Source organism: Bradyrhizobium sp. SEMIA (assembly GCF_014844175.1).
GTDB classification, from domain to species: domain Bacteria; phylum Pseudomonadota; class Alphaproteobacteria; order Rhizobiales; family Xanthobacteraceae; genus Bradyrhizobium; species Bradyrhizobium arachidis.
In genome coordinates, this window is record NZ_CP046601.1 from 6,814,970 (window position 1) to 6,840,771 (window position 25,802).

A 25,802-nucleotide genomic window follows, 5' to 3' on the forward strand; every position below is an offset into this window, starting at 1 on the left:
GGGGTACAGGCCCGTCGGCGATCTCACGTGTGGAGAGAAGCCCCTCACCCCAACCCTCCCAGCGCGAGCGCAGCTCGTCGCGCCCCCGTAAGAACGGGGCGAGGGGGCGTAGTTGCGTTCGCGGCCACATCTCGCTCGAGCCTTACGGACTAGCGCGGCCGTCGAGCCACTTCTGGAACATCACGGAGGTGGACAGCTCGAAGCCGAGCGAGCCATAGAACGCAGTCGCCTGCGCATTCTCGCGCCGGACCAGCAGCTGAAGCTTCGAAATCCCGGCCTGCCGCAGCCAGTCCTCGGCCGCCGCCATGATCACCCGGCCATGGCCGCGCTTCTGGCAGTCGGGGTCGACCGCGACGTAATAGACCCAGCCGCGATGGCCGTCATGGCCAACCATGACGGTCGCCACGATCGCACCATTGTCGCGGCCGATCAGCACGGTGGAATTGTCGCGCCGCCGCGCCAGCGCGAGGTCGGCATGCGGATCATTCCACGGCCGCGTCAGGCCGCAGCGCTGCCACAGCGCCACAACGTTCTCGACATCGGCATCCCCAATCGCATCGATCGCAAGAGCACTCACAGCACCTTCCCCGGATTCATGATGCCGTGCGGATCGAGCATCGCCTTGATCGACCGCATCAGCTCGATCGCGGTCTTGTCCTTCACCTCGGGCAGCTCGTCGCGCTTGAGCACGCCGATGCCGTGCTCGGCCGAGATCGAGCCGCCCATGCGCAGCACGATCTCGAAGACGACCGCATTCATCTCGTGCCAGCGCGCCAGGAAGTCCGCGGTGTTGGCGCCGATCGGCTGGCTGACATTGTAATGCAGGTTGCCGTCGCCGAGATGGCCGAACGGCACCGGCCGTGCGCCGGGGATCAGCTTGACGACGGCGGCGTCGGCCTCGGCGATGAAGGCAGGCACGGCGGCAACCGGCACGGAGATGTCGTGCTTGATCGAGCCGCCCTCCGGCTTCTGCGCCGCGGACATTTCCTCGCGCAGCTTCCAGAAGTTGTTGCGCTGGGCGAGGCTGGCCGCGATCACCGCGTCGTCGACGATCTCCTCCTCCATGGCGCGGCCGAGGATCGTCTCCAGCGGCGTGCGGGCGTCGTCGCTCGGCGAGGACAATTCCATCAGCACATACCACGGATGCTTTTCCGCAAGCGGATCGCGCACGTCGATGCCATGGCGCACCGAGAAGTCGACCGCCATCTCCGAGAGCAGCTCAAAACTCGTCAGCGCGTTCGCGGCCTCGCTCTGCGCGATCGTCAGCAGTTTTAGCGCCGCCGCCGGCGACTTCAGCCCGACATAGGCCGTCTCGACCGCCCGCGGCTTGGGAAACAGCTTGAGCGTCGCCGCGGTGATGATGCCAAGCGTGCCTTCGGCGCCGATGAAGAGGTTGTGCAGATTGTAGCCGGTGTTGTCCTTCTTCAGCTTGGACAGCACGTTGAGCACGCGCCCGTCGGCGAGCACCACTTCCAGCCCCAGCGCCATCTCGCGCGCGACGCCATAGGCGAGCGCGGCGGTGCCGCCGGCATTGGTGGAGAGATTGCCGCCGATGGTGCAGCTGCCTTCGGCGCCGAGCGAGAGCGGAAACAGCCGGTCCACGTCGGACGCCTTCTGCTGCGCGATCTGCAGCACCACGCCGGCTTCGCAGGTCATGGTGTTGGAGGCGGTGTCGATCTCGCGGATCTTGTCGAGCCGCCGCAGCGACACCACGACCTCGCCATTATGCGGCGTCTGGCCGCCGACGAGCCCGGTATTGCCGCCCTGCGGCACCAGCGCGATTTTGTGCGCGGAGGCGAGCTTGCAGATTTCGGAGACCTCGGCGGTCGAGCCCGGACGCAGCACCAGCGGCGTGCGGCCGTGGAAGAGGTTGCGCTCCTCGGTGACGTAAGCCTCGATGTCGGCCGCATCGGTGATCGCGTGCTTGTCGCCGACGATCTTGCGGAATTGCTCGATCAGCTCGGGCGCAAGCGGAGGGGTGGCGGATTGATTGATGTTCATGTCGTCTTCTTTCATTCCGCGTTCTAGCGCGCAACTGCCGCGCGCCGCAGCCGGTCATTGATCGCTTCGCCCAAGCCTTCCTCGGGGATCGCCATTACGGCAATCGCCCGCGGTCCCTTTGCATCCAGGCTGCGAAGATAACCGAACAGATTGGCGGCGGCTTCATCGAGATCAGCGGTGGGCGACAGATTCATGACAGCGGCGGCCGCCTCTACGCCCGGCAGACGTGCAGGCCCGAACGCAAGCAGCGCTTCATCAGGCGCAACGTCCCCATGGCGCTTAAGCCGATTGGAGAACGGGAGCGAACGGGAATGAAAATGCACAACCCACCACCTTTACCGACGGCGACAGGTGGTGGGCACGCTCCGCTTTGCCCACCCTACGAAGGTCTGCAGTGGAGGAAGTAGCGCCAAACATTCAGTGTCGTCCCGGACAAGCGCGCGCCGATCCGGGACCCATAACCACAGGGAGAAGTGTGGCGAAGACTTGGAGTTGGCAGCTGACTCTATAACCTCTCCCTGGGGTTATGGGTCCCGGCCTTCGCCGGGACGACACTGTGGGTGAGGTACGCGCTCGCCTCACCTCATCGGCCTGTATCGCCTGAAGGCGTCGAATTAGCGCGGCTCGGACCGTTCCCCGCAGCTCGGCAATGGCATATTGTACGCTCGCCGACCAAGCCCGCGGGATGCATCTCAAGACATCGCGGAACAGTTCTTCATTATGCCGCTATCCCGAGCCAGGTTGGCGCGAACCGACAGAACAGGGAGGCAGTGCCATGACGATGAGGCCGGATCCCACCTTTCACGCATCGCCCAAGCTAGCGATGGAAGCACCGGCGGAGAACTTTGCCTACACGCTGCTGCTCAGTGCGGATTTCTCAAAGCCGGATGCTCTCGCGGTCATCGACGTCAAGCCGGGATCGCCGACCTATAGCCAGATCGTTCATACCGTGACGATGCCCAACAAGGGCGATGAGTTTCATCATTTCGGCTGGAATGCCTGCTCCTCCGCCTTGTCGCCGCTCACCGGACACGCCTTCATCGAGCGGCGCTATCTCATCATCCCTGGGCTGCGCTCGTCGCGGATCTACATCATCGATACCAAGCCAGATCCAACCCAGGCCAAGATCCACAAGATCATCGAACCGGAGGAGGTCTTCAGGAAGACCGGCTACTCACGGCCGCATACGATCCATTGCGGGCCGGACGGCGTCTATGTGAGCACGCTGGGCGGCGGCGGCAAGGACGGCACCAACGGACCTCCGGGTGTCTTCATCATGGATTGCGAGACGTTCGAGGTGCTTGGTCGATGGGAGATCGACCGCGGTCCGCAGACACTGCATTATGATTTCTGGTGGAACCTGCCGCGCGACTACATGGTGTCGAGCGAATGGGCGCTGCCGCCGCAGTTCGAGAACGGGATCGTCCCGGAAGACCTGCTGGCGAACAAATATGGCCATCGTCTCCACTTCTGGGACCTTCGTGCCCGCCGCAACGTGCAGACCATCGATCTCGGCGCCAACCATCAGATGGCGCTGGAGGTGCGGCCAGCGCACGATCCGGTTCGCGAGTACGGCTTTGCCGGCGTGGTGGTCGACACCACCAATCTCGAAGGTTCGATCTGGACCTGGTGGCGCGAGGGCGGAAAATTCCATGCCGAGAAGACGGCGACCATCCCGCCGGAGCCCGCCGACAAGGAGAAGCTTCCGCCGCTATTGCAGGGCTTTGGCGCCGTGCCGCCGCTGGTGACCGATATCGACCTGTCGATGGACGATAGATTCCTCTATGTCTCCTGTTGGGGCACCGGCGAGATGCGCCAGTACGATGTCAGCGATCCCAGAAAGCCCAAGCTTGCGGGCTCGGTACATACCGGAGGTATCGTGCGCCGCGCGCCGCATCCGAGTGGCAAGACATATGCGGGTGGTCCGCAGATGGTCGAGATCAGCCGCGACGGCAGGCGCGTGTACTGGACCAATTCGCTCTATTCCACCTGGGACGACCAGTTCTATCCCGACGGGGTTCCGGGCGTGGAGGTCATGGCCAATGTCGGTCGCAATGGCGGCCTCGAGCTCGACAAGGACTATTTCGTGAGCTTCCCCGACGGATATCGTGCGCACCAGATCAGGCTCGAGGGCGGCGATTGTTCGACGGACTCCTTTTGCTACCCGTCGGTCTAGATTGGGGGCACGCGAGCCCGGCAGTCGGCTGGCTGTGGCTCGCGCTTGTTGCGAGCGGTCTCTACCATGGCGTCAATCCGGGAATGGGATGGCCGCTCGCCGTTTCGGCCGGGCTCATGGACAAGAGCCCACGCGCGCTCTTTGGTGCGTTGTGGGCCCTCTCGGCCGGGCATCTCCTGGCAACACTTCTCGTGCTGCTGCCATTCGCGTTCCTGCTCGTACTGGCCGCGTGGCAGCGTCCAATCCAGCTGGTCGCGAGCCTTGTCGTCATCGGCTTCGGCGTCTATCAGCTGATCGCGCGGCGCCATCCCCGCGCGTTGGCACGAATTCCGCCGACGCAACTGGCGCTCTGGTCATTTGCCGTCGCCATTGCTCACGGCGCCGCTTTGATGCTCGTGCCGATCTATCTTGGGCTTTGTCAGGCCTTCGAGCTCGATGCCGGCCATGAGGCAGCGGGCGCGCTGATGCAGGCAAGTCTCGGGATGGCGGTACTGGTGTCGCTGGTTCACGTGACCGCCATGGTCGGCGCCGGCGGGTGTCTGGCGTGGCTGGTTTACCGCTATCTGGGATTGAAGTTCGTCTCGCGAAGCTGGTTCAACCTGGATGCAGTCTGGGCGTCCAGCCTCGTTCTGGTCGGCGCGGTGGCGCTCGCCTTCAATCTTGCGAGCTGGCGCTGAGGTTCAGAGCGTCAGAGCCCACTCGCCGATGATGCGAAAGCGCGCCTTGGAGTCATCCTGCTTGAACAGCGCGATGCGGTCGACCGTCAGCGTATCGAGCTTCAGCGCCGCAAAGCTTCCCCGCAGCATCTCCAGAATCGGCCCGCGCCGTCCCGCATCCAGCCGCCCCGTCAGCGTCATGTGGAATCGGAATTCCTCCATCACGTAAGGATAGCCCCAGCGATCGAGATAATCGCGCTGGTGCTCGCTCAGCTTTTCGGGCTTGCGCCGCGCGCGGTCCTCCGCGGTCAAGGCCGGACGAAAGGAATCGAACTCGCGGACGCAATCGGCAGCGAGCTGTTGAAGTGCGTCCACAGGCTCGGCCGGAATCACCGCAATGAAGCCGCTGATGGAATCCACGATCGGGCTGATCGCTGGGATCGGCCGCGCCTTGCCGGCGAAGCTCGCACAGGCAGCCGACAACTCGGCCTCGGTCTTCTCGGCCGCCAGCGCCATCGGCGCCTTCAGCGTGGCATGAAAGCCGTATTTGCGGGGATCGCCTGTGACGTCGCGCCAGTCCGGCGCGATGCGCAATGCATCCGCGGGAAACGGGAGTTCGTCGCCTGTATAGGCATCATAGCCGAGCAGCTCGGCGCCGAACCGGGTGAGGGCGCTGTCGCTGCCTGCGGCAAAATAGATCGCGTAGCGGGGAAAGCCTGTCATTGCCCGAACATAACCGGTTTATGCCGCAACGACAGCCTCGCGCGGCGTCGGCGCGGTTGCGAGCAGCCGCGTCGCATCGGTGAGGTGCACGAGCTTGCCGCCCGAGATCACGGCGATCAGCCGCGGCCGCAATGGCGCCGTGTCGTCGACGAGGATGATGTCGGCCCGGCGGCACTCCGCGAGCACGCCGCGATCGGTGAGGCCGGTCGCGCGCGCAGGTCCCGCAGAAACGAGGCTCCAGGCCTCGGTCAGCGGCAACACGCCGTCGGCGGCGAGGCGGAACGCGGCGAGCAGCTGCGCGGGATAGTAATAGTCCGAGGCCAGGACCGAGCAGAGCCCCTTGGCGATCATGTCGGACGCCTTGGTCCAGCCGGTGTGGCTGCCGCCGCGCACGACGTTCGGCGCGCCGTAGACGATGGCATCGCCATGGCTTGCCGCGGCGCGCGCCGTCTCCTCGTTGATCGGAAACTCCGCGATGTCAGCGCCAAGCTCGCGAAACTCCCGGCGCATCGCCGGTGTCGCGTCGTCATGCGAGAGCATCCGCACTTCGGCTGCGCGAGCAACCGCGGCCAGTCGCGAGACGGAAGCCGGAACCTCTGCGGCGCGCGCGACCACGCGATCGACCAGCTTGTCAAAATCCTCAGCCGACAGCCCCGTGCGCTCGACCATGCGGTTGCGCTTGCGCGGCTTGGCCATATCGGCAACCGTGCCGTCCATGTGGTCGTTGAAGGCGAACAGGTCGACGCGGCCTTCGGCGAGCCACTGGGTCATCTCGGCCTCGGCGTCGAGATTGTAGGTCTCGTGCCTCAGGTGGAAGCGGGTGTCGGCGGCGAATTGCGGACGCTGGCGTTCGATCGCCTCCATCAGCCCGCGTGCGTTGTCGGCGCTGCGCAGGCCCGGCTCCCACGAGCAGGTGGTGGCGTGGAACACAGTGGTGATACCGTTGCTGATCGCCTGGCGGTCGCTGTCGGCGAGCGCGACGTCGATCGGAAAGTCGACGCCGGCGCGCGGCATCATCTGCCGCTCGAAGGCGTCGCCATGGAGGTCGACGATGCCGGGCAGCACCAGGAGATTGCGCGCATCGATCGAAAGCCGCGCCCGGCCGCGCGAGGCATCGACCTCGGCGATATCAGTTCCGGACACGAGAAGCGATGTCTCGATGAGCTCGGTGCCGATCAGGGCCCGGCCGCCCTCAATGAAAATGTCTGTCACGCGACCGCGCTTCGTTTGCTGGTTGTGGAACTCGTCCGTGCTTCGTATGCCGCGAGAAAATCTTCAATCCCGAGTTTGCGGAAATTGGGTAGCGCCTCACGCAATTTGTCGTGATCCCAATCCCACCACGCGAGCTTGGCAAGTCGTCCGGCGATTTCTTCCGAGAACCGGCGCCGCACGATGCGCGCCGGATTGCCGGCGACGATGGTGTAGGCCGGCACGTCCTTGGTGACGATGGCGCCGGCCGCGATCACCGCGCCGGTGCCGATGTTGCGCCCCGGCAGCACGATGGCGCCGTGGCCGATCCAGACGTCATGGCCGATATGGACGTGGTGCTGGCGCCGCCAGTCGAAGAACTCGGTGTCGTCGCTTTCGCCTTCGAAATAGGCGCTGGAACGATAAGTGAAGTGCGCTTGCGTAGCGCGATGCATCGGATGATTGCCCGGATTGATCCGCGTCATCGCCGCGATCGAGCAGAACTTTCCGATCGTCGTGTAGGTGATCTGGGCGTCGTTCACGACATAGGAGTAATCGCCCATCGCGACTTCGTGCAGGATGGTGCGCGCGCCGACCTCGGTATAGGCGCCGAGCCTGGTCTCATGCAGTTTTGCGGAAGCATCGATGGTCGGTTGAACCGAAAGCTTCTTACCGGCCATGTTACATCCGTAATGCGAGGGCGGGCACTCCTCTTCGAGTGGCTTGATGACGATGTCATGACGCGGTGATGACAGGGGACGAGGTGTGTAGGATCGCCGCACCGCAACGCGTGTGTCACACAAGTGTCAAGCGCCGGCGTTAGCGGTGGCTTCCAGCTACTCTGGAGCCCTGCATGCTGGTGGTTGAAGGTCTGACGTGCCGCTTCGGCGCAAAAGCCGCGGTGGACGACGCTTCGTTTCAAATTTCCCCCGGCGGCTTCGTCGGTGTGATCGGGCGCTCCGGCGCCGGCAAGTCGACCCTGCTGCGGACCATCAACCGTCTCGTGACGCCGACGCAGGGCCGCATCGTGTTCGACGGTCTGGACGTCACCGCGTTGCGCGGCAAGGAACTGCGGCAGTGGCGGGCGCGTTCGGCCATGATCTTCCAGCAGTTCAACCTGGTCGGCCGGCTCGACGTGCTGACCAACGTCCTGATGGGGCGCCTCGCCACCATCCCGGCCTGGCGCTCGCTCTCACAGATCTGGCCAGAGCACGACAAGGCGCTGGCGATGTCCGCGCTCGAACAGTTCGACATCGCTTCGCTCGCCGCCCAGCGCGCCGACCAGCTTTCCGGCGGCCAGCAGCAGCGCGTGGCGATCGCCCGCGCCCTGGTGCAGCAGCCCGACATCATCCTCGCCGACGAGCCGATCGCCTCGCTCGACCCGCGCAACACCAAGATCGTGATGGATGCGCTTTTGCGCATCAACAAGCACTTCGGCATCACCGTGCTCTGCAACCTGCATTCGCTCGATCTGGCGCGCACCTATTGCGATCGCCTGATCGGCATGGCGGCGGGCCGCGTGGTGTTCGACGGCGCCCCGTCGGCGCTGACCGACCTCGTTGCGCGTGAGCTCTACGATCTCGAAGCCGCCGACGTCATGGGCGGAGCATCTGCACCGGCGCCCGAGGGCGTTCCCGCACTTGGAACGGCTGCGGCGGCCTGAGCCGCGCCGCTTCCGTTATTGCCCAGTTTTTGCGTCAACCGATCCCAACCGATCAAGAGGGTATCATGATCACTCGCAGACTCATCCTTGCTGGCGCTGCCGCGCTCGCTTTCGCCTCGTCGGCCTCCGCCGAAGACTGGAAAGCCAAATATCCCGAGCTGACCTTCGCCGTTGTTCCGGCCGAGAACGCCTCCGGCGTCACCGAGCGCTGGACCCCGTTCGTGGAATATCTCTCGAAGCAGCTCGGCGTGAAGGTCACGCTGCGCATCGCCAACGACTACGCCGCCGTGATCGAAGGCCAGCGCGCCGGCAACATCCACATCGCCAGCTACGGCTCGGCTTCGTTCGCCCGCGCCCGCCTGACCGGCGTCAAGACCGACGCCTTCGCCAACGACATCAACGCCGACGGCTCGACCGGCTACTACTCGGTGTTCTTCGTCAAGGCGAGCAGCCCCTACAAGAAGGTCGACGACCTCAAGGGCAAGAACCTCGGCCTCGTCGACCCGAACTCGACCTCCGGCAACAACGTGCCGCGCTTCGAGCTCGACAAGATGGGCATCGTGGATGCCGACAGCTATTTCAGCAAGGTCGTCTTCACCGGTAGCCACGAGAACGCCATGCTGGCGCTGTCGCAGGGCACGGTCGATGTTGCCGCCAACCAGTGGACCAGCGACGACGATTCCACGCTGGCGCAGATGCTGACCAAGGGCATGCTGAAGAACGCCGATGGCTCGGCGATGAAGAAGGACGACTTCCGTATCATCCACAAGTCGGCGCCGATCATCAACGGCCCCTATGCCTACAACTCCGACCTGCCGGAAGACGCCAAGGCCGCGATCGCCAAGGCGTTCTTCGAGGCGCCGACCAAGGACAAGGCCGCGTTCGACCGTCTCTCCGACGGCCAGAAGAAGGGTTTTCATCCCGCCACCACCAAGGACTGGGATGGCACGATCGAACTGATCAAGTTCGTCGATGCGCTGCGTAAGAAGAAGGCGTCCTGAGCTTTCGGGACGAGCTACTCGAGCCGGGTCGACGGACCCGGCTCTTTCTCTTTTTTTGACCGACCACTGTTCCTGATCCGATGACCGTCGCGGTTTCGATCCTCCCCGAGCAGCAGCTCGCCGCGCTCAACGCGGCCTACCGTCAGGCGGTCGCACGCAAGCGGCTTCGCCTTCTGTTGGGAGTCGTGATCTTCGCCGCCGCGCTGGTTCTCGCCGCCATCGGCGCCGAGGTGAACCTGCGCACGCTGTTCACCTATTTCGGCAACTTCATCAGCTATTTCGACCGCATCCTCACGCTCGACAACGGCCAGCGGGTCTGGACCGATTTCGGCGAGTGGCTCTGGGGTTGGCGCAAATGGCTGAAGATGCTGGGCGAGACCCTGCTGATCTCCTATGTCGGCACGCTGATCGGCGCGACCTTCGCCTTTGGCCTGAACTTCTTCGCCGCTGAAAACACCTCGCCGTCGTCCTGGCTGCGCTTCGCGGTCCGCCGCCTGCTCGAATTCGCGCGCACTGTGCCCGGCATCGTGTTCGCGCTGGTCTTCGTGATCGCCTTCGGGCTCGGACCAATGGCCGGCGTGCTCGCGATCGCGATCCACTCCACCGGCGCGCTCGGCAAGCTGTTTTCCGAGATCGTCGAGAACGCCGACATGAAGCCGGTCGAAGGCATCCGCTCGACCGGCGCGAGCTGGCTCGCCTGCATGCGGTTTGCGATCCTGCCGCAGGTCACCGCGGGCTACGCCAGCTATGCGCTGCTGCGCTTCGAGATCAATGTCCGCGAGGCCTCGGTGATGGGTTTCGTCGGCGCCGGCGGCATCGGCCAGGAACTCGTCGTCGCAATCCGCAAGTTCTACTACTCCGACGTCAGCGCGATCCTGCTGTTCATCATCATCACCGTCTTCATCATCGACATCTCCACCGGCTGGCTGCGTGGCCGTCTGTTCGGCAGGGAGGCGCGGACGTGACGCCGCAGGAGGTCGATACGCGCGAGATGCGTGCGCGCTACCCCGACGTGTTCGACCGGCCGGCCTCGGCGCGGCTCGCGATGCCGGCGATGATCGTCGCGGCGTTCGCGATCCTGATTTACGGCCTCGTCGATCTCGATTTCTCGCCGTCGCGGTTCTTCGCAGGCCTGAGCCAGCTCGGCTGGATCAGCCTCATGATGATCCCGCCGGATCCGGGCTCCTCGCTGCCGATCTATCTGAAGGCGCTCGGCGAGACGCTCTCGATCGCGCTGCTCGGCACCACGCTGGCGGCAGTGTTCGCGCTGCCGGTCAGCCTGCTCGCCGCGCGCAACGTAATACCCTCGCAGATCCTGCGCTTTCCCGTGCGCCGCTTCCTCGATTCGATCCGCGGTGTCGATACGCTGATCTGGGCGCTGGTGTGGATCAACGTCGTCGGGCTCGGTCCGTTCGCCGGCGTGCTCGCCATCGCCGTGTCGGATTTCGGTGCGTTCGGAAAACTGTTCTCGGAAGCGATCGAGGGCGCCGACCAGAAGCAGGTCGAGGGCATCCGCGCCTCCGGCGGCAGCGCGCTGCACGAGATCCGTTTTGGTCTGTTGCCGCAGGTCCTGCCCGTGATCGCCGGCCAGGTGCTCTATTTCATCGAATCCAACACCCGCTCGGCCACCATCATCGGCATCGTCGGCGCCGGCGGCATCGGCCTCCAGCTCGCCGAGCAGATCCGCGTCCTGGAATGGCAGAAGGTATCGTTCCTGATCCTGATGATCCTGGTCGCCGTCGCCGCGATCGATTTCATCTCGGGCAAGCTTCGGTTTGCGATCATTGGGCGAAGGGCGGTCGCCTGAGCACAGGTGCCGTAGGGTGGGCAAAGCGAAGCGTGCCCACCACTTTTCGCGAATCTCGGAAAGATGGTGGGCACGGCGCGATCGCGCCTTTGCCCACCCTACGGGTCCGGTTTCGTGGAGAGAGACCCCCTACGACTCCACCAAGAACTCCACCCGCTCCGCCGCAAAGCGTGAGTGCTTGGTCACCAGCGGCTTACCGGCGAGATCGTGGTCGGTGGCGTCGACCACCAGGATCGGCCGGCCCAGCGGCAGATCCAGCCGCGCCGCATCGGTGGCATCGACGATGCCGGCGGTGATCCGCGTCGCGCCGCGGCGATAGTCGCGCACGCCAAAATGCTCGAGCAGCTTCGTCATCGAGCGCGTTTCGGCGAACACCTCGCCGGCGCCGGGAAACAACTCCGCTGACAGCCAGGTGGTGGAGACGCAGATCGGCGTGCGGTCGGCGAGCCGGATCGCCTCGATCCGCACCAATGGCGCGCCGGTCTTCAATCCCAGCTCGCGCGCCAGCTCCCGCGTCGCGACGTCATCGGTCGCCTCGATCAGGCGGCCATGCGGCTCGCGGCCGTCAGCGCCGACGATCTCGGAGAAGCGCGTGCGCGAGCGCAAGGGATAAGCGAGCTTCTGCGCCTCGACATAGGTTCCGCTGCCGCGCTCGGCTCGCACCAGGCCACGCTCGGCAAGCGCCGCCAGCGCCCGCCGCACGGTGTGGCGGTTCACGCGATAGGTTTCGGCGATCTCGATCTCGCCCGGCAGTTTGTCGCCGGCCGCAAAGCGGCCGTCGGCAATGCCGCGTTCGATGCCATCGGCAACGAGGCGCCACAGCGCGACGCCCGAGGAGGCGGTGTCCTGCATACTCATGTCGCTGGAAAGCCTACTCCAGAAATCACACGTTTGTCACGAAACAGTCATGGCGCTTCCGTATCAAGTTGTCTATTATCATAGACAACTTGGATTCGGCAAGTTGTGTCGAAAAGCTCGGTGGATCAGGTGACCCAGCACAACAACCAGCAAGCCCAGCGCAAGGCCGCGATGGCCGTGCTGGCGCATGCGGAGGCGGGCGAGATCGCCGCCCGCCTCCGCGCTATCGCACTGCCCGATCATCAGGATCTGCGCACGCCGGAGAATGGTCTCGTGATGCTGCGCGGTCGGATCGGTGGCGACGGCGCGCCGTTCAATCTCGGCGAAGCCACGGTGTCGCGTGCTGCGGTGCGGCTTACGAGCGGCGAGGTCGGCTTCGGCTATACGCTCGGGCGCGATGGCGAGAAGGCGCGGCTGATCGCGCTGTGCGATGCGCTGGTGCAGTCGCGGGATTTCGGCGCCGCCGTCGAGCGCGACGTAATCGCGCCGTTGCGCGAGCAGCTTATGGTCGAGCGCAAGCAGGTGGCGGCGGAGACCGCCGCGACGAAGGTTGATTTCTACACCATGGTGCGCGGTGAGGGGTGAGGTCATGACCACGATTGCGGAATTGCCGCCGGGGTTCGCCGACAAGGTGTTGTCGGCGCAATCGACCTTTCGCTCGGTGATGGACGCGATGGCGCGGCCGGGCTCGGTCCAGCGTATCGTGCCGATGGCGGGCGCGCCCGACATGATGATGCGCGGCACCGCCGCGATCGCGCTCACGCTGTTCGATCACGACACGCCGCTCTGGCTCGATGCGCGGATCTCGGAAAGCTCTGACGTCACGAAATGGCTGAAGTTCCACACCGGCGCGCCGGTGATCCAGGATTCCTCGATCGCGAGCTTCGCGCTGATCAGCGACGGTGTCCTGCTGCCGGCGCTGGAGCGCTTCGCGCTCGGCACCAATGAATATCCGGATCGTTCGACCACGGTGATCATCCAGGTCGAGAGTCTCGATGCCGGCCGCGGCTTCGAGCTGCGCGGCCCCGGCATCGACGGCGTCGCGACGCTCCAGGCCTCGATCAAGCCGGCCGATTTGTTCGAGCGTCTGAAGTTCAACGAGACGCTGTTTCCGCGCGGCATCGACGTGGTGCTGGTCGCCGATGATGCCGTGGTTGCGATCCCGCGCACGACGCGTGTCGCGAACAAGGGAAGCTGAAGCATGTATGTCGCAGTCAAAGGCGGCGAACGCGCCATCGAGAACGCCCATCGCCTGCTCGCCAATGCCAGGCGCGGCGATCAAAGCGTTCCGGAGGTCACCCTCGACCAGATCTCGGAGCAGCTCGGCCTCGCCGTCGACCGTGTCATGAGCGAGGGCTCGCTCTATGACCGCGAGCTCGCGGCGCTCGCGATCAAGCAGGCCCGCGGCGATCTGATCGAGGCGATCTTCCTGGTCCGCGCCTTCCGCGCCACCTTGCCGCGCTTCGGTACGAGCGAGCCGGTCGATACCGGCGCCATGCGCGTGCAGCGGCGGGTGTCCTCGACCTTCAAGGACATCCCCGGCGGCCAGATCTTAGGGCCGACCTTCGACTATACCCACCGCCTGCTCGATCCCACGCTCGCCGAAGGCTTCGTGCCGGAGCGCCCGCGACGGCCGAAGCCTCGAGCGCGGCGACGCCGCGCGTGACCGACATTCTCGGCCGCGACGGGCTGATCGAATCCTCGCCGCAGGCCGAGGAGGGCGCCAGCGTGGGCGATCTCACCCGCGAGCCGCTGAACTTTCCGGCTGATCGCGATCTGCGCCTGCAAAACCTCGCGCGCGGCGATGAGGGCTTCCTGCTGGCGATGGGCTATTCGACGCAGCGCGGCTATGGCCGCAACCATCCCTTCGCCGGCGAGATCCGCTTCGGCGAGGTCGAGGTCGAATTCTTCGCGGAGGACATCGGCTTCGCGGTGCCGCTCGGCTCGATCGAGCTCACGGAGTGCCAGATGGTCAACCAGTTCAAGGGCTCTGCGACGGAAGCGCCGTGCTTCACCCGCGGCTATGGCCTTGCCTTCGGCCAGAGCGAGCGCAAGACCATGTCGATGGCGCTGGTCGACCGCGCGCTGCGCGCCCGCGAGCTCGGAGAAGAGGCCGTGGCCCCCGCGCAAGATGAAGAATTCGTGATGTCGCATTCGGACAACGTCCAGGCGACCGGCTTCGTCGAGCATCTGAAGCTGCCGCATTACGTCGACTTCCAGTCCGAGCTCGGCCTGCTCCGCAAGCTGCGCAAGGAATTCGCTGATGCCAACGCGCCCGATGCCATGAAGGAGGCCGCGGAATGAACGCGCCCGCCTACAACTTCGCCTATCTCGACGAGCAGACCAAGCGGATGATCCGCCGCGCGATCCTCAAGGCGATCGCGATCCCCGGCTATCAGGTGCCGTTCGCCAGCCGCGAGATGCCGATGCCCTATGGCTGGGGCACCGGCGGCGTGCAGGTGACGGCCGCGATCCTCGGTCCCGCCGACGTGCTCAAGGTGATCGACCAGGGCTCCGACGACACCACCAACGCGATCTCGATCCGAAAGTTCTTCGCCAAGACCGCGGGCGTCGCCACGACGACGGCGACCGACGAGGCGACGGTGATCCAGACCCGTCACCGCATCCCGGAGACGACGCTGCACGCGAACCAGGTGCTGGTCTACCAGGTGCCGATCCCGGAGCCCTTACGCTTCCTCGAGCCGCGCGAGACCGAGACGCGGCGCATGCATGCGCTTGCCGAATACGGCCTGATGCATGTGAAGCTCTATGAGGACATCGCCCGCTTCGGTCACATCGCGACCGCCTATGCCTATCCGGTGAAGGTCAACGCACGCTATGTGATGGACCCGTCGCCGACGCCGAAATTCGACAATCCCAAGATGGACAATTGCGCGGCGCTGCAATTATTCGGCGCCGGCCGCGAGAAGCGCATCTACGCGATCCCGCCTTACACGCAGGTGGTGTCGCTCGATTTCGAGGATCACCCGTTCGAGCCTTACCGCTTCAACGCGCCCTGCGCGCTGTGCGGCGCCGAAAATTCCTATCTCGACGAGATCGTCACCGACGACAAGGGCGGGCGCATGTTCGTCTGCTCCGACACCGACTATTGCGAGGGCCGCCAGGGCGCGGGCCATCACGCAGCCTCAGCGCCGCGCCGTACAAGGAGAAGGCGCAGGGGAGTTCACATGGCTGATCTCGATACGCTCGAAAGCGACCAGCCGCTGCTGGTCGCGGAGACCCTCAGCAAGTCCTATGGCCGCATCGCCGCGTGCCGCGACGTCTCCTTCGCGCTCTATCCCGGCGAGGTGCTGGCGATCGTCGGCGAGTCCGGCTCGGGCAAGTCGACACTGTTGCAGATGCTGTCGGGCCAGCTCGCGCCGACCGCGGGCCAGGTGTCGTACCGGATGCGCGACGGTGTCACCCGCGATCTCACGACGCTGGGCGAAGCCGAGCGGCGCTTTTTGTTCCGCACCGATTGGGGTTATGTGCACCAGGATCCGCGCAGGCCTGCGCATGGCGGTCTCGGCCGGCGCCAATGTCGGTGAGCGGCTGATGGCGGTGGGCTGGAATCACTATGGCCGCATCCGCGACACTGCCTCCGACTGGCTCACCCGCGTCGAGATCGACACAGCGCGCATCGACGATGCGCCGCGTACCTATTCCGGCGGCATGCGCCAGCGCCTCCAGATTGCGCGCAATCTCGTCACCGAGCCACGGCTGGTGTTCATGGACGAGCCGACCGGTGGCCTCGATGTTTCCGTGCAGGCCCGCCTGCTCGACCTTCTGCGTAGCCTCGTCGCCGAGCTGCATCTCGCGGTCATCATCGTCACCCACGATCTTGCGGTCGCGCGCCTGTTGTCGCACCGCGTGATGGTGATGAAGGGCGGCCGCGTCATCGAGACCGGCCTCACCGACCAGGTGCTCGACGATCCCCGCGAGCCCTATACCCAGCTCCTCGTCTCCTCGATTCTGCCGCCATGAGACTTCCAACAAGAGCCAGCCTATGACCGCCATGATCGACATCACCGACGCCGGCAAGACCTTTACGATGCACCTGCAAGGCGGCATCGAGCTGCCGGTCGTCAGCGGCGTGACGTTCCAGGTCAACCCCGGCGAATGCGTCGTGCTGTCGGGCCCATCGGGGGCGGGCAAGTCGTCGATCCTGAAGATGATCTTCGGCAATTACCGCTGCGATAGCGGCCGCATCGGCATCCGCCATCGCGGCGCGGTGGTCGATCTCGCCACCGCCGAGCCGCGCCAGGTTCTGAACATCCGCCGCTCCACCATCGGCTATGTCAGCCAGTTCCTGCGCGCCGTGCCGCGCGTTGCGACCATCGACGTCGTCGCCGAGCCGCTGATCGTGAACGGCATGAGCCGGCCTGACGCGCAGGCCCGCGCCGGCGAGCTGCTGCATCGTCTCAACATCCCCGAGCGCCTCTGGCAGCTGCCGCCCGCGACCTTCTCCGGCGGCGAGCAGCAGCGCGTCAACATCGCGCGCGGTTTCATCTCGGACCTGCCGATCCTGCTGCTGGACGAGCCGACGGCCTCGCTAGATGCCGCCAACCGCGCCGTCGTGGTCGAGCTGGTCGCCGAGAAGAAGTGCCAGGGCGTCGCCATGGTCGCCATTGTCCACGACGACGAAATCCGTCATCTGATTGCCGACCGCATCGTCGACGTCACCAGCTTTGCCGCCGCGGCCTGAAGGGAATGGAAATGAAGCCGAAGGAAACTGTGGTCGCCAACGCCAGGATCGTGCTGGCTGACCGGGTGATCGAGCAGGGCTGGCTCGCTCTTGCCGACGGACGCATCGCCGAGATCGGCGATGGGACTGCACCCGCGGGCGCGGAAGATGCCGGCGGCGACCTCATCATGCCCGGCCTGATCGAGCTCCACACCGACCATCTCGAAGCGCATTACGTGCCGCGCCCAAAAGTGTTCTGGAATCCGGTCGCCGCCGTGATCTCCTATGACGGCCAGCTCGCGACGTCAGGCATCACCACGGTTTTCGACTCGCTCCGGGTCTGGCGCGAGGACGGCGCCGAGGAGGTCGATGGCCGTGCCGGTGTGCTCGCCGCCGCGATCACGACTGCGCGCGAGGCCAGCCTGCTCCGCGCCGACCACTTCCTGCACCTACGCTGCGAGATCCCGATGCCGAGCGTGGTCGAGGAGGCCAAGGAGCTGATCGACCGTCCCGACGTCAAGCTGATGTCGCTGATGGACCACACGCCCGGCCAGCGCCAGTTCCGTGACGAGGTCAAGCTGCGCGACTATTACCGCGGCAAGGGCGGCGGCAAGACCGATGCCGAGCTCGACGAGCTGTTCGCAAAGCGTTTCGAATATCAGAGGCTCTATGCCGCGGCCAACATGCGCGAGATCGTGGCGCTGGCGCACGAGCACAACATTCCGCTCGCAAGCCACGACGACACCACCGAGGAGAACGTCGCCGACGCCGTGCGCGATCGCGTGTCGGTGGCGGAATTCCCGACCACGCTGGAGGCCGCGCGCGGCCTGCACCAGGCCGGCATCGACATTTTGATGGGCGCGCCGAACGTGGTGCGCGGCGGCTCGCACTCCGGCAACATCGCCGCGGTCGATCTCGCCCGCGAAGGCCTGCTCGACATCCTCTCGTCCGACTACATTCCGTCGAGCCTGTTGATGGCCGCGCTGCAATTGCCCGAGCATGTGCCGGCGATCAGCCTGCCGGCCGCGGTTCGCACCGTGACCAAGGCGCCGGCCGAGGCGGTCGGCCTCACCGACCGCGGCGAGATCGCGACCGGCAAGCGCGCGGACCTGATCCGCGTGCATGTCGCCGGCCACGTTCCCGTCGTCCGCAGCGTCTGGCGCGAAGGACACCGCGTCGCATGAGCGAGACGATGGCCATGGCGCAGGATGAGGCGGGCGCGATCGGCCCCGGGCGGCTCGTGCTCGTGGTCGGTCCCAGCGGCGCCGGCAAGGATACCTTGCTGCGGCTCGCACAGGCGGCCTGCATCGAGGATCACGACATCGTCTTCCCGCGCCGCGTCGTGACGCGCGAATCCTCCGCGGCCGAAGACAACATCGCGATGAGTTTTGACGACTTCCGCCGCGCGCTCGATCACGGCGATTTTGCCGTGCACTGGGAGGCGCACGGGCACTCCTACGCGCTGCCGCTCGAAATCAACGACGACATCCGCGCCGGCCGCGCCGTCGTCGTCAACGTCTCGCGCACGGTGATCGGCGCGCTGCGCAAGGCCTATGCAAACGTCGTCGTGGTCGCGATCACGGCACCGCCGGACGTGCTGGCGCAGCGGCTTGCCGCGCGGGCGCGGGTGAGTGACGGCAATATCGCGGACCGCCTCGCGCGCAGCGTCGACGATGCGGCTACGCTGGCCGATGTCACCATCCTCAATGCCGGCAGCGCGGACTACCATAGCCGCCAGCTCGTGCGCATCATCAGGAACGAATGCTGGCACGAGTAACCGCCGGCAGAACAGGAGAGAGTGGAATGTCGGTGATCGAAACGGTCGAACAGCTTGAAGCCATCTACGGCGTCACCAACGACGCCTCGACCGTGAAAGTCGCCGACCACGTCACCCCGCTCTACCGCATCTTTATCGAGAAGGCGCCGTTTGCAGCGCTCGCGACCATCGGCCCCGAGGGCATCGATTGCTCGCCGCGCGGCGATCTCCCCGGCTTGGTCCGCATCCACGATCCGAAGACGCTGATGCTGCCGGACCGCCGCGGCAACAACCGGGTCGATTCCTTGCGCAACATCGTGCGCGATCCGCGCGTGTCGCTGATGTTCCTGATTCCCGGCTCCGGCAACGCGATCCGCGCCAATGGCCGCGCCCATCTCTCGGTCGATTCCGAGCTGCTCGATTCGTTCAAGGTCGACGGCAAGGCGCCGCGCAGCGTCATGGTGATGGCGGTCGACGAGATCTACTTCCAGTGTGCCCGCGCCATCGTCCGCTCCGACCTCTGGAATCCCGACAAGCGCATCGACCCCAGGACGTTGCCGACGCCGGGCCAGATCCTTGCCGAGATGAGCGAGAACAAGGTCGGCGGCGAGGAGTACGACCGCATCTGGCCGGCGCGCGCTGCCGCCACGATGTGGTGATCTCGCTCTCTCTTCTCCCTCGCCCCGCTCTTGCGGGGAGAGGGCGGGGTGAGGGGCCTCTCTCCACACGTGAGATCGTCGTGGGACCTGTACCCCCTCACCCGGATTGCATCTTCGATGCAATCCGACCTCTCCCCGCAAGCGGGGCGAGGTGAAGAGAGAGATTCGTAGGGTGGGCAAAGGCGCATTTGCGCCGTGCCCACGAATTCTCACCAATCACACGCAAATGGTGGGCATGCTTCCGCCTTCGCTCTTCGAGCTACGGCGGACAAGTCGCTTTGCCCACCCTACGATATTCCCCGAGTTGGAAGAGGGCGTGCGTCACGGGTGCTAGGCGCTCTAGTTAAACGCCATCCCGCCGCTCAGCGCGATGGTCTGCCCGGTCATGTAGGCATTCTCCACCAGCAGCATCACGGCTTTCGCCACCTCGTCCGCCGTGCCGAAACGGCCGAGCGGGATGCGGCTGACGAGTTGCGGTTGCCCGCTCATCATGTCGGTCTCGATCAGCGACGGCGCCACCGCGTTGACGGTGATGCCTTCCTTGACCAGCCGCGCGGCATAACCCCGCGTCAGGCCCTCCATGCCGGCCTTGGATGCATTGTAGTGCGGGCCGATCGAGCCGGCGCCGCGCGCCGCGCCCGAGGAGATGTTGACGATGCGGCCCCATTTGCGCGCGCGCATCGACGGCAGCACCGCCTGCGTGCACAGGAACACCGATTTCAGATTGACCAGGATGGTACGGTCGAAATCGTCCTCGGTGAGGTCGTCGACGCCGCGCGTGATGGCGATGCCGGCATTGTTCACGAGGATGTCGATGGGTCCGAGCCCGCCGCTGACGCGCTCGATCATGTCGGCCACGGCCTCGCGCTGCGAGACGTCGGCGGCAACGACGATGGCACGGCCGCCCTGCCTGCTGATCTCGCCGGCCAGCTGCTCGGCCTGTCCAATCTGCTCGCGGCAATTGATCGCCACGGCAGCGCCTGCGTCGGCAAGCGCACGACAGACGGCCGCGCCGATCCCGCGCGAGCCGCCGGTCACGAGCGCGGTGCGCCCTTTCAGATCATTCGCCATAGCCGTATCTCCCGATTTTCTCTTGTGTCCAACGGAAGCGTAGCATGCCCGCCGCTCCCGCGCGTTGAACTCATCGCGAGATGAATCCGGCTGCCGGTGCTTGCCGCGGGAGAAGCGCTCCAGCGCGCTCTCGACAAATATGGATAGCCATTTCATTGACCAATCGCACCAACCGCTCGATATTCGAAGCGTCGAAACTGCTCCTTGAGCCCTTAAGCCGTACCGTGAGAATCGATCACCAGCGCAATCCGAACGACATGCACGCTTGCATGACGCGGCGCTGTTTCTCGGCGGCAACCGGCGCCTGTTGTTGCTCCTGACCGCCGTCTAGCAGCTCCCACACCGCAAATCCCAAGACAGGAACGCCGAGACTTCGGCGAACGAGCAGCCATGTTCCAGATCCAGCCGAACGCCTACATCATCGAGATCCACGACCGTGCCGCCGGCATCATCACCCGCGATGAACGCGGCTTCCGCTTCTTCTCCTCCGAGCGCCTGTTCGACAGTCTCGAGGGCCGGCAGTTCCGCTCCGCGCGAGATGCGGAGCGCGCTGCCCGCGCCGTGTTCTCCGAGCGGAGCCGCCGCGCCAATTCCCAACTGTTCGCCACCTGATCTCATCGAAAGGACCACGATATGATTACCAGGCGCCACATCCTCGCAACGACTCTCCTGCTCGCCACCGTCCTGGCCGCCCCCGCGCACGCCGAGGACAAGCCGGCGGAAATCCGCATCGGCACGCAGAAGGGCGGCTTCTTCCCCGCGGTGCGCCAACGCCAGACGCTCGAAAATGCCTTCAAGCCGCTCGGCATCGAGATCAAATGGATCGACTTCCAGTTCGGCCCGCCGCTGCTGGAGGCCATCAATGTCGGCAGCGTCGACTTCGGCTTTGTCGGCGATACGCCGCCGATCTTCGCGCAGGCCGGCGGCGCCAAGATTCGTTACGTTGCCGCGGTGAGGTCCGAAGGCGACAACCAGGCCATCATCGTGCCGAAGGACTCGTCCATCAAGACGCTTGCCGATCTCAAGGGCAAGCGCGTCGCCTTCGGCAAGGGATCGAGCGCGCATAACCTCCTGGTCGCGTCACTCGAAAAGGCCGGCCTGTCCTGGTCCGACATCATCCCGGCGCCGCTCGCGCCGGCGGATGCGACGGCGGCCTTCGTGAAGGGCTCGGTCGACGCCTGGTCGATCTGGGATCCGTATCTGGCGCTCGCCGAATTGAAGGAGGGCGCGCGCGTTCTCGTTTTCGACAAGGACGTGCACAAGCCGAACGCGTTCTACATTGCCAACACGGATTTCGTCGAAAAATATCCGTCGCTGGTCGCCAGGCTCAACACGACCTTCGCCGCGGAAGGCGTGTGGGCGGAGGCGCACCACGAGGAAGTCGCGAAGGCGCAGTCGGAGGCGACCGGCGTCGACATCGAAGCTGTCCGTCGTTTTGTCAATCGCTCGACCTATAGCGTGGTGCCGCTCGACGCCGAGGTCATCAAGATCCAGCAGGCCGTCGCCGACCGCTTTGCAAAGCTCGGCCTGATCCCGAAACCGGTCAATGTCTCCGACATCGTCTGGAAATGGACGCCGGGTTCGTGAGCGGTGCTGTTGCAGACGGGCTCTCGGCGACTTTCCGTGCGCGCGCCTCGTCCTTCGAGACGGCGCTGACGCGCCTCCTCAGGATGAGGCTAAGCAGCAGCGGTGCTGCCGAGAATGCGGTCGCGAACTCCGACCTCATCCTGAGGAGCCCGCCAAAGCGGGCGTCTCGAAGGATGCGGCGCGGGGGAACTGTTTCTCACATGCGGCCGCGCCGGCTCCGGAATCAGCGAGGCTGATCAACCTTTGCGGCGCGCCCTGGTGCGTGCCGCCTTCTTTGCCGCAGCGGAGCGGACCTTCGCTCCCTTGGTATGACTGGCCTTCCGCGCGGCGGCCGAACGTGACGCTGCGGTGCGCTGGCTGGCGGCGCGTTTGCCCTGCTTCGACAGCGCGCTCCGGGACGCGGTCGAGCGCGGCTCCTTCTTCATGACGCCCTCGACAGCGCGCGACACTTTTGGCCGGCGCTTCGGCGTTCGTTTGCCCTGACCGACCTCATAGGCGTATTTGGCGCTGCGGCGGGTCGATTTCTTGGTGCGGCCCTTGCGCGGCGGCGGCAGGTCGACGCCGGCGCGGCGCGCCTCCGACAGGCCAATGGCAATGGCCTGTTTCGTCGAGCGCGCGCCGTGCTTGCCCTTCCTGATCTTGTCGATCTCGTCCTTGACGAACTCGCCGGCCTGCGTGCTCGCCGATTTGCCGGCACGCTTGTCCTGCTTCGCTTTGCGAATGACTTCCCGTCTTGGCATGGGTCAGAATCCCGTCTCAGTCACAGGGGTATCTGACCGCAACGCACGACGCGGAAGATTGATCCTATCGGGCCCTCAAGGCCGCCAGCAGTTCGTCAGGCCGCTCGGCCATGATCATGTGGCCCGCGCCCGGCACCACGACGGTCTTCGCATGCGGGATCGCGGCCGCGAGCGCCTTGCCCGCCTTCGCCGGTGTCATCATGTCCCGCTCGCCGAGGATCAGCGTCGTCGGTACCTTGACGCTCGCGGCGGCGGCAAGCGCGTTCGCATAAGCATTGCACGCCGACAAATCCCTGAACAGCACGCCCGGCTCGCAATGCTTCAACACCGCCTGCGCGCCGCCATGCATCCACAGACCCGGCGCGAGGCTGCCCCCGAGCTCGGCCTTGAAGCCGAGTCCCCAGATCGAGACCATGTCGTTGGCATCCTGCGAATTGGCTTCGGCAGCCTTGAGCAGATCCGGGCCGACCGTCATGGTCGCAGCCGTGCCGATCAGGCTCAGCGCGGAGACCTTGTCGGGGTGCCGTGCCGCCGTCTCCAGCGAGATCAGCGAGCCCATGGAATGTCCGATCAGATGCGCCTTCGCAGCACCCGTTGCATCGAGCAGCGCAGCCGTCCAGTCGGCCATCTCCGCAATGCTTGAAAGCGAGGGACCGGGCGAGCGGCCGTGGCCGGGCAGGTCTGGCGCCAGCACGCCATAACCGTGATGGGCGAACCAGCGTGTGTGCAGCGCCCAGCTCGAACGGTCGAAGCCGGCACCATGGAGGAAGACGACCGTAGGCAGCGACTTGTCGAAATCGCGGCCGCCGGTCGCAACAAAGACCTCGGCGCCGTTGACGGAGAGCTTCATGGTGTCAGACCTTTTGCGAGATGCGCAGCGCCTGCGCGAGATCGTCGATGATGTCGCTTGCCGTCTCGATGCCGACCGAGAGCCGCACCAGCTCTTCGCCGATGCCGGCCGCCCTGAGCTGTTCGGCGTCCATCTGTTGATGCGTGGTCGAAGCGGGGTGGATCACCAGCGTCTTGGCGTCGCCGACATTGGCAAGGTGGCTGATCATGCGCAACGACTCGATGAACTTGCGCCCCGCGGGCCGGCCGCCCTTGATGCCGAAGGAGACGATCGAGCCGGCGCCGCGCGGCAGCAGTGTCTTTGCGAGCTGGTAGTCCGTGTGATCCTCCAGCGAGGGATGCAGCACCCAGTCGACAGCCTTGTTCGACTTCAGCGCCTCCAGCACGAGATGCGTGTTCTGCATGTGCCGATCCATGCGCACGCCGAGCGTCTCGACGCCCTGCAAGAGCTGGAACGCGTTGGTCGGCGACAGGCAGGCGCCGAAATCGCGCAGCCCTTCGGTGCGGGCACGCATGATGAAGGCCGCCGTGCCGAACTGTTCGTCGAAGACGATGCCGTGATAGCCGCCATAGGGCTCGGTCAGCACGCCGAACTTGCCCGATGCGCGCCAGTCGAAGCGGCCGCCGTCTACGATCGCGCCGCCGATCGCGATGCCGTGGCCTCCGATCCATTTTGTCGCCGAATGCATGACGATGTCGGCGCCCAGCTCGATCGGGCGGCTGAGATAGGGCGTGGCAAAGGTGTTGTCGATCAGCAGCGGGATCTTTGCCTCATGCGCGATCGCCGCGACCTTGGGAATGTCGAGCACCTCGAGGCCGGGGTTGCCGATGGTCTCGCCGATCACAAGCTTCGTGTTCGGCTTGATCGCCGCGCGGAACGCATCGAGATCGCGCGGCTTCACGAACGTGGTCGTGATGCCGAAGCGCGGCAGCGTGTGCGCCAGAAGGTTGATGGTGCCGCCATAGAGCGAGCTCGACGCCACGATGTGGTCGCCGGCATTGAGCAGCGTCGCGACGGCCAGATGCAGTGCGGCCATGCCGCTCGCAGTGCAGATCGCGCCGACCCCGCCTTCGAGCGCCGCAAGCCGCTCCTCCAGCACGCCTGTGGTCGGGTTGGAGATGCGCGTATAGATGTGGCCGGCGCGCTCCAGGTTGAACAGCGCGGCGGCGTGGTCGGAATCCTGGAACACGTAGGACGTGGTCTGGTAGATCGGCACCGCGCGGGCGCCGGTCGCGGGGTCCGGATGCTGGCCCGCATGCAGGCTCAGGGTCTCGAAGGCAGGCGGTTTCGGCGCGGGCATGCGTGGCCTCGTTGGTCAGTCGGCGAGGCGGCTCTTGTGCCATAAAACGGAGCGGCACGTCAGCCCATTGACAGCGGTGATGCGCCCCTCGCCCCGCTTGCGGGGAGAGGGTTGGGGTGAGGGGGAGCCTCCCCGGGGAAGGTGAGAGTTCGATTCGCGGAGACTCCCCCTCACCCGGAATTTGCTACGCAAATTCCGGTCTCTCCCCGCACGCGGGGAGAGACGAAGCTACCCGCCGATCGCCTGCTCGATGATCCGCGCCTCCCGCAGCAGGATCTCCGCGACCTCCTGCTCACGCCTTGGCCCGAGCCTCGTCCGAACGGCGGAGACCGTCATCGCTGCCGCCGGCTGGCCATCCGGCGTCTTGATCCAGGTCGAGATCGATTTCGTGCCCTGCACGAGACCGATCTCTCTCATGTAGTAGCCGCGCTTGCGCGCCGCGGTGACCTCGCCCAGCACGGTCGCGACGTCGGTGTGATAGGCCTCGAACCGCTTCTCGTTGGCTGCGACGATTTTTCGCGCGTCCTGCGCCGGCATCGCGGCGAGGATCGCGACGCCGGCGCTGGAGACGCCGAGCGGCCGGCGCGCGCCGATCTCGATCGACAGCACCTGGATCGGATAGACCCCGATCCTGCGATCGACGCACAGCGTGTCGTTGCCGGTCCGCACCGTCAGGAACAGCGTGTCGCCGATCTCGGCGGAGGCGCGCCGCAGGGATGGATTGGCGGCCACCAGCAGCCGCGACGGCCGCGGACGCGCGAGCGCCAATTCCGGCACCTGGTTGCCGATCGCGTAGCGGCCGCTCTTCTCGTTGCGCTCGACGATGCCTTCCTCGATCAGCACATGGACGATGCGATGCACGGTCGGACGGGTGAGGCCAGTCGCCCGCACGACTTCTGTCAGCGGCACGCCGTCTTCGCGGCCTGCGGCAAGAATGCGCAGCACTGCGAGCGCGCGCCGGATCGTTTGCGCGCCTTGCCGTGGTTCCATGGCGCTGCGGGCGGATTTTGCTCTGTCCATAATATGGACAAGAACGCCACAATTCGCTCGACAGGTAAAGCGCGCATCTGGAGATTGCGCTT

At 65.5% G+C, this 25,802-nt stretch carries 25 protein-coding genes and 4 pseudogenes; 17 read left to right on the plus strand and 12 right to left on the minus strand.

What is annotated here, in order from left to right:
* Nucleotides 1-142: 142 nt before the first annotated feature.
* From FOM02_RS32850 to FOM02_RS32860, 3 genes and pseudogenes are all read right to left on the minus strand, one after another.
* Nucleotides 143-577, minus strand: a complete 435-nt coding sequence (locus tag FOM02_RS32850) for a GNAT family acetyltransferase (RefSeq protein ID WP_027558213.1) — start codon at nt 575-577, stop codon at nt 143-145.
* Complete coding sequence (locus tag FOM02_RS32855) at nt 574-2,001, minus strand: FAD-binding oxidoreductase (protein ID WP_027558214.1); 1,428 nt, start codon at nt 1,999-2,001, stop codon at nt 574-576. Before FOM02_RS32855 ends, FOM02_RS32850 begins: the two co-directional genes overlap by 4 nt.
* A 23-nt stretch (nt 2,002-2,024) precedes the next feature.
* Nucleotides 2,025-2,270, minus strand: a pseudogene (locus tag FOM02_RS32860) (Sua5 family C-terminal domain-containing protein); the annotation flags it as partial.
* A gap of 506 nt (nt 2,271-2,776) precedes the next feature.
* On the opposite strand from FOM02_RS32860, the gene FOM02_RS32865 reads away from it, so the two are divergent.
* On the plus strand, nt 2,777-4,177 hold the full coding sequence (locus FOM02_RS32865; RefSeq protein ID WP_027561496.1) for a selenium-binding protein SBP56-related protein: 1,401 nt from the start codon (nt 2,777-2,779) through the stop codon (nt 4,175-4,177).
* 83 nt (nt 4,178-4,260) lie between these two features.
* Nucleotides 4,261-4,854, plus strand: coding sequence for a hypothetical protein (locus FOM02_RS32870; protein WP_092217953.1), 594 nt, complete (start codon nt 4,261-4,263; stop codon nt 4,852-4,854).
* Between the two features lie 3 nt (nt 4,855-4,857).
* On the opposite strand, the gene FOM02_RS32875 is transcribed toward FOM02_RS32870, so the two are convergent.
* From FOM02_RS32875 to FOM02_RS32885, 3 genes are read right to left on the minus strand one after another with little or no spacing between them, the layout of a single operon-like run.
* Entirely contained in the window at nt 4,858-5,556 is a 699-nt protein-coding gene (locus FOM02_RS32875) for a DUF1045 domain-containing protein (RefSeq protein WP_027561494.1), read from the minus strand.
* Nucleotides 5,557-5,574: 18 nt separating this feature from the next.
* Nucleotides 5,575-6,768 (minus strand): alpha-D-ribose 1-methylphosphonate 5-triphosphate diphosphatase, encoded by a 1,194-nt coding sequence (locus tag FOM02_RS32880; RefSeq protein ID WP_027561493.1) that lies wholly within the window; start codon nt 6,766-6,768, stop codon nt 5,575-5,577.
* Nucleotides 6,765-7,424: a chloramphenicol acetyltransferase gene (locus tag FOM02_RS32885; RefSeq protein WP_027561492.1), complete on the minus strand. Its 660-nt coding sequence runs from the start codon at nt 7,422-7,424 to the stop codon at nt 6,765-6,767. The genes FOM02_RS32880 and FOM02_RS32885 overlap by 4 nt, the downstream gene beginning before the upstream one ends.
* Before the next feature lie 173 nt (nt 7,425-7,597).
* Between FOM02_RS32885 and phnC the strand changes: the two genes are divergently transcribed.
* The 4 genes from phnC (at nt 7,598) to phnE (FOM02_RS32905) (ending at nt 11,215) form a co-directional block, all read left to right on the plus strand.
* Complete coding sequence (gene phnC / locus FOM02_RS32890) at nt 7,598-8,407, plus strand: phosphonate ABC transporter ATP-binding protein (protein ID WP_027561491.1); 810 nt, start codon at nt 7,598-7,600, stop codon at nt 8,405-8,407.
* 65 nt (nt 8,408-8,472) lie between these two features.
* Entirely contained in the window at nt 8,473-9,408 is a 936-nt protein-coding gene (gene phnD / locus FOM02_RS32895; RefSeq protein WP_027561490.1) for a phosphonate ABC transporter substrate-binding protein, read from the plus strand.
* 80 nt (nt 9,409-9,488) lie between these two features.
* Nucleotides 9,489-10,373, plus strand: coding sequence for a phosphonate ABC transporter, permease protein PhnE (gene phnE / locus FOM02_RS32900; protein ID WP_027561489.1), 885 nt, complete (start codon nt 9,489-9,491; stop codon nt 10,371-10,373).
* Between the two features lie 26 nt (nt 10,374-10,399).
* Nucleotides 10,400-11,215, plus strand: coding sequence for a phosphonate ABC transporter, permease protein PhnE (gene phnE / locus FOM02_RS32905; RefSeq protein WP_035731913.1), 816 nt, complete (start codon nt 10,400-10,402; stop codon nt 11,213-11,215).
* Between the two features lie 129 nt (nt 11,216-11,344).
* On the opposite strand, the gene phnF is transcribed toward phnE (FOM02_RS32905), so the two are convergent.
* On the minus strand, nt 11,345-12,073 hold the full coding sequence (phnF, locus tag FOM02_RS32910) for a phosphonate metabolism transcriptional regulator PhnF (protein ID WP_027561487.1): 729 nt from the start codon (nt 12,071-12,073) through the stop codon (nt 11,345-11,347).
* A 120-nt stretch (nt 12,074-12,193) separates the two neighbouring features.
* Between phnF and phnG the strand changes: the two genes are divergently transcribed.
* The 9 genes and pseudogenes from phnG (at nt 12,194) to FOM02_RS32960 (ending at nt 19,172) form a co-directional block, all read left to right on the plus strand.
* Nucleotides 12,194-12,658 (plus strand): phosphonate C-P lyase system protein PhnG, encoded by a 465-nt coding sequence (phnG, locus tag FOM02_RS32915; protein WP_027561486.1) that lies wholly within the window; start codon nt 12,194-12,196, stop codon nt 12,656-12,658.
* Nucleotides 12,659-12,662: 4 nt separating this feature from the next.
* A complete protein-coding gene (phnH, locus tag FOM02_RS32920; protein WP_027561485.1) occupies nt 12,663-13,271 on the plus strand; it encodes a phosphonate C-P lyase system protein PhnH in 609 nt (202 codons plus the stop codon).
* Between the two features lie 3 nt (nt 13,272-13,274).
* Nucleotides 13,275-14,377, plus strand: a pseudogene (locus FOM02_RS32925) (carbon-phosphorus lyase complex subunit PhnI).
* Nucleotides 14,374-15,269, plus strand: a pseudogene (locus tag FOM02_RS32930) (alpha-D-ribose 1-methylphosphonate 5-phosphate C-P-lyase PhnJ). Before FOM02_RS32925 ends, FOM02_RS32930 begins: the two co-directional pseudogenes overlap by 4 nt.
* Nucleotides 15,262-16,057 (plus strand): annotated as a pseudogene (gene phnK / locus FOM02_RS46960) (phosphonate C-P lyase system protein PhnK). Before FOM02_RS32930 ends, phnK begins: the two co-directional pseudogenes overlap by 8 nt.
* Nucleotides 16,058-16,079: 22 nt before the next feature.
* Entirely contained in the window at nt 16,080-16,778 is a 699-nt protein-coding gene (phnL, locus tag FOM02_RS32945) for a phosphonate C-P lyase system protein PhnL (protein WP_027561481.1), read from the plus strand.
* 5 nt (nt 16,779-16,783) lie between these two features.
* Nucleotides 16,784-17,941 carry an alpha-D-ribose 1-methylphosphonate 5-triphosphate diphosphatase gene (locus tag FOM02_RS32950; protein ID WP_027561480.1) on the plus strand — a complete coding sequence of 386 codons (1,158 nt, stop codon included), beginning with the start codon at nt 16,784-16,786 and terminating at the stop codon, nt 17,939-17,941.
* The gene (phnN, locus tag FOM02_RS32955) at nt 17,938-18,534 is read left to right on the plus strand and encodes a phosphonate metabolism protein/1,5-bisphosphokinase (PRPP-forming) PhnN (protein WP_027561479.1); all 597 of its coding nucleotides are present in this window, start codon (nt 17,938-17,940) and stop codon (nt 18,532-18,534) included. Before FOM02_RS32950 ends, phnN begins: the two co-directional genes overlap by 4 nt.
* Before the next feature lie 26 nt (nt 18,535-18,560).
* The gene (locus FOM02_RS32960; protein WP_265440579.1) at nt 18,561-19,172 is read left to right on the plus strand and encodes a pyridoxamine 5'-phosphate oxidase family protein; all 612 of its coding nucleotides are present in this window, start codon (nt 18,561-18,563) and stop codon (nt 19,170-19,172) included.
* Nucleotides 19,173-19,511: 339 nt separating this feature from the next.
* Here FOM02_RS32960 and FOM02_RS32965 read toward each other — a convergent pair whose 3' ends face one another.
* Nucleotides 19,512-20,243: an SDR family NAD(P)-dependent oxidoreductase gene (locus tag FOM02_RS32965; protein ID WP_027561477.1), complete on the minus strand. Its 732-nt coding sequence runs from the start codon at nt 20,241-20,243 to the stop codon at nt 19,512-19,514.
* 390 nt (nt 20,244-20,633) lie between these two features.
* Between FOM02_RS32965 and FOM02_RS32970 the strand changes: the two genes are divergently transcribed.
* Nucleotides 20,634-20,855, plus strand: a complete 222-nt coding sequence (locus FOM02_RS32970; RefSeq protein WP_027561476.1) for a hypothetical protein — start codon at nt 20,634-20,636, stop codon at nt 20,853-20,855.
* Between the two features lie 21 nt (nt 20,856-20,876).
* Entirely contained in the window at nt 20,877-21,830 is a 954-nt protein-coding gene (locus FOM02_RS32975) for an aliphatic sulfonate ABC transporter substrate-binding protein (protein ID WP_027561475.1), read from the plus strand.
* A gap of 236 nt (nt 21,831-22,066) precedes the next feature.
* Here the strand turns inward: FOM02_RS32975 and FOM02_RS32980 are convergent, their stop codons facing one another.
* From FOM02_RS32980 to FOM02_RS32995, 4 genes are all read right to left on the minus strand, one after another.
* A complete protein-coding gene (locus FOM02_RS32980; RefSeq protein WP_027561473.1) occupies nt 22,067-22,570 on the minus strand; it encodes a DUF6496 domain-containing protein in 504 nt (167 codons plus the stop codon).
* A 64-nt stretch (nt 22,571-22,634) separates the two neighbouring features.
* Nucleotides 22,635-23,420 (minus strand): alpha/beta fold hydrolase, encoded by a 786-nt coding sequence (locus FOM02_RS32985; protein WP_027561472.1) that lies wholly within the window; start codon nt 23,418-23,420, stop codon nt 22,635-22,637.
* 4 nt (nt 23,421-23,424) lie between these two features.
* Nucleotides 23,425-24,720, minus strand: coding sequence for an O-acetylhomoserine aminocarboxypropyltransferase (locus FOM02_RS32990; protein ID WP_027561471.1), 1,296 nt, complete (start codon nt 24,718-24,720; stop codon nt 23,425-23,427).
* A gap of 228 nt (nt 24,721-24,948) precedes the next feature.
* On the minus strand, nt 24,949-25,740 hold the full coding sequence (locus FOM02_RS32995; protein ID WP_027561470.1) for an IclR family transcriptional regulator: 792 nt from the start codon (nt 25,738-25,740) through the stop codon (nt 24,949-24,951).
* Nucleotides 25,741-25,802 lie beyond the last annotated feature (62 nt).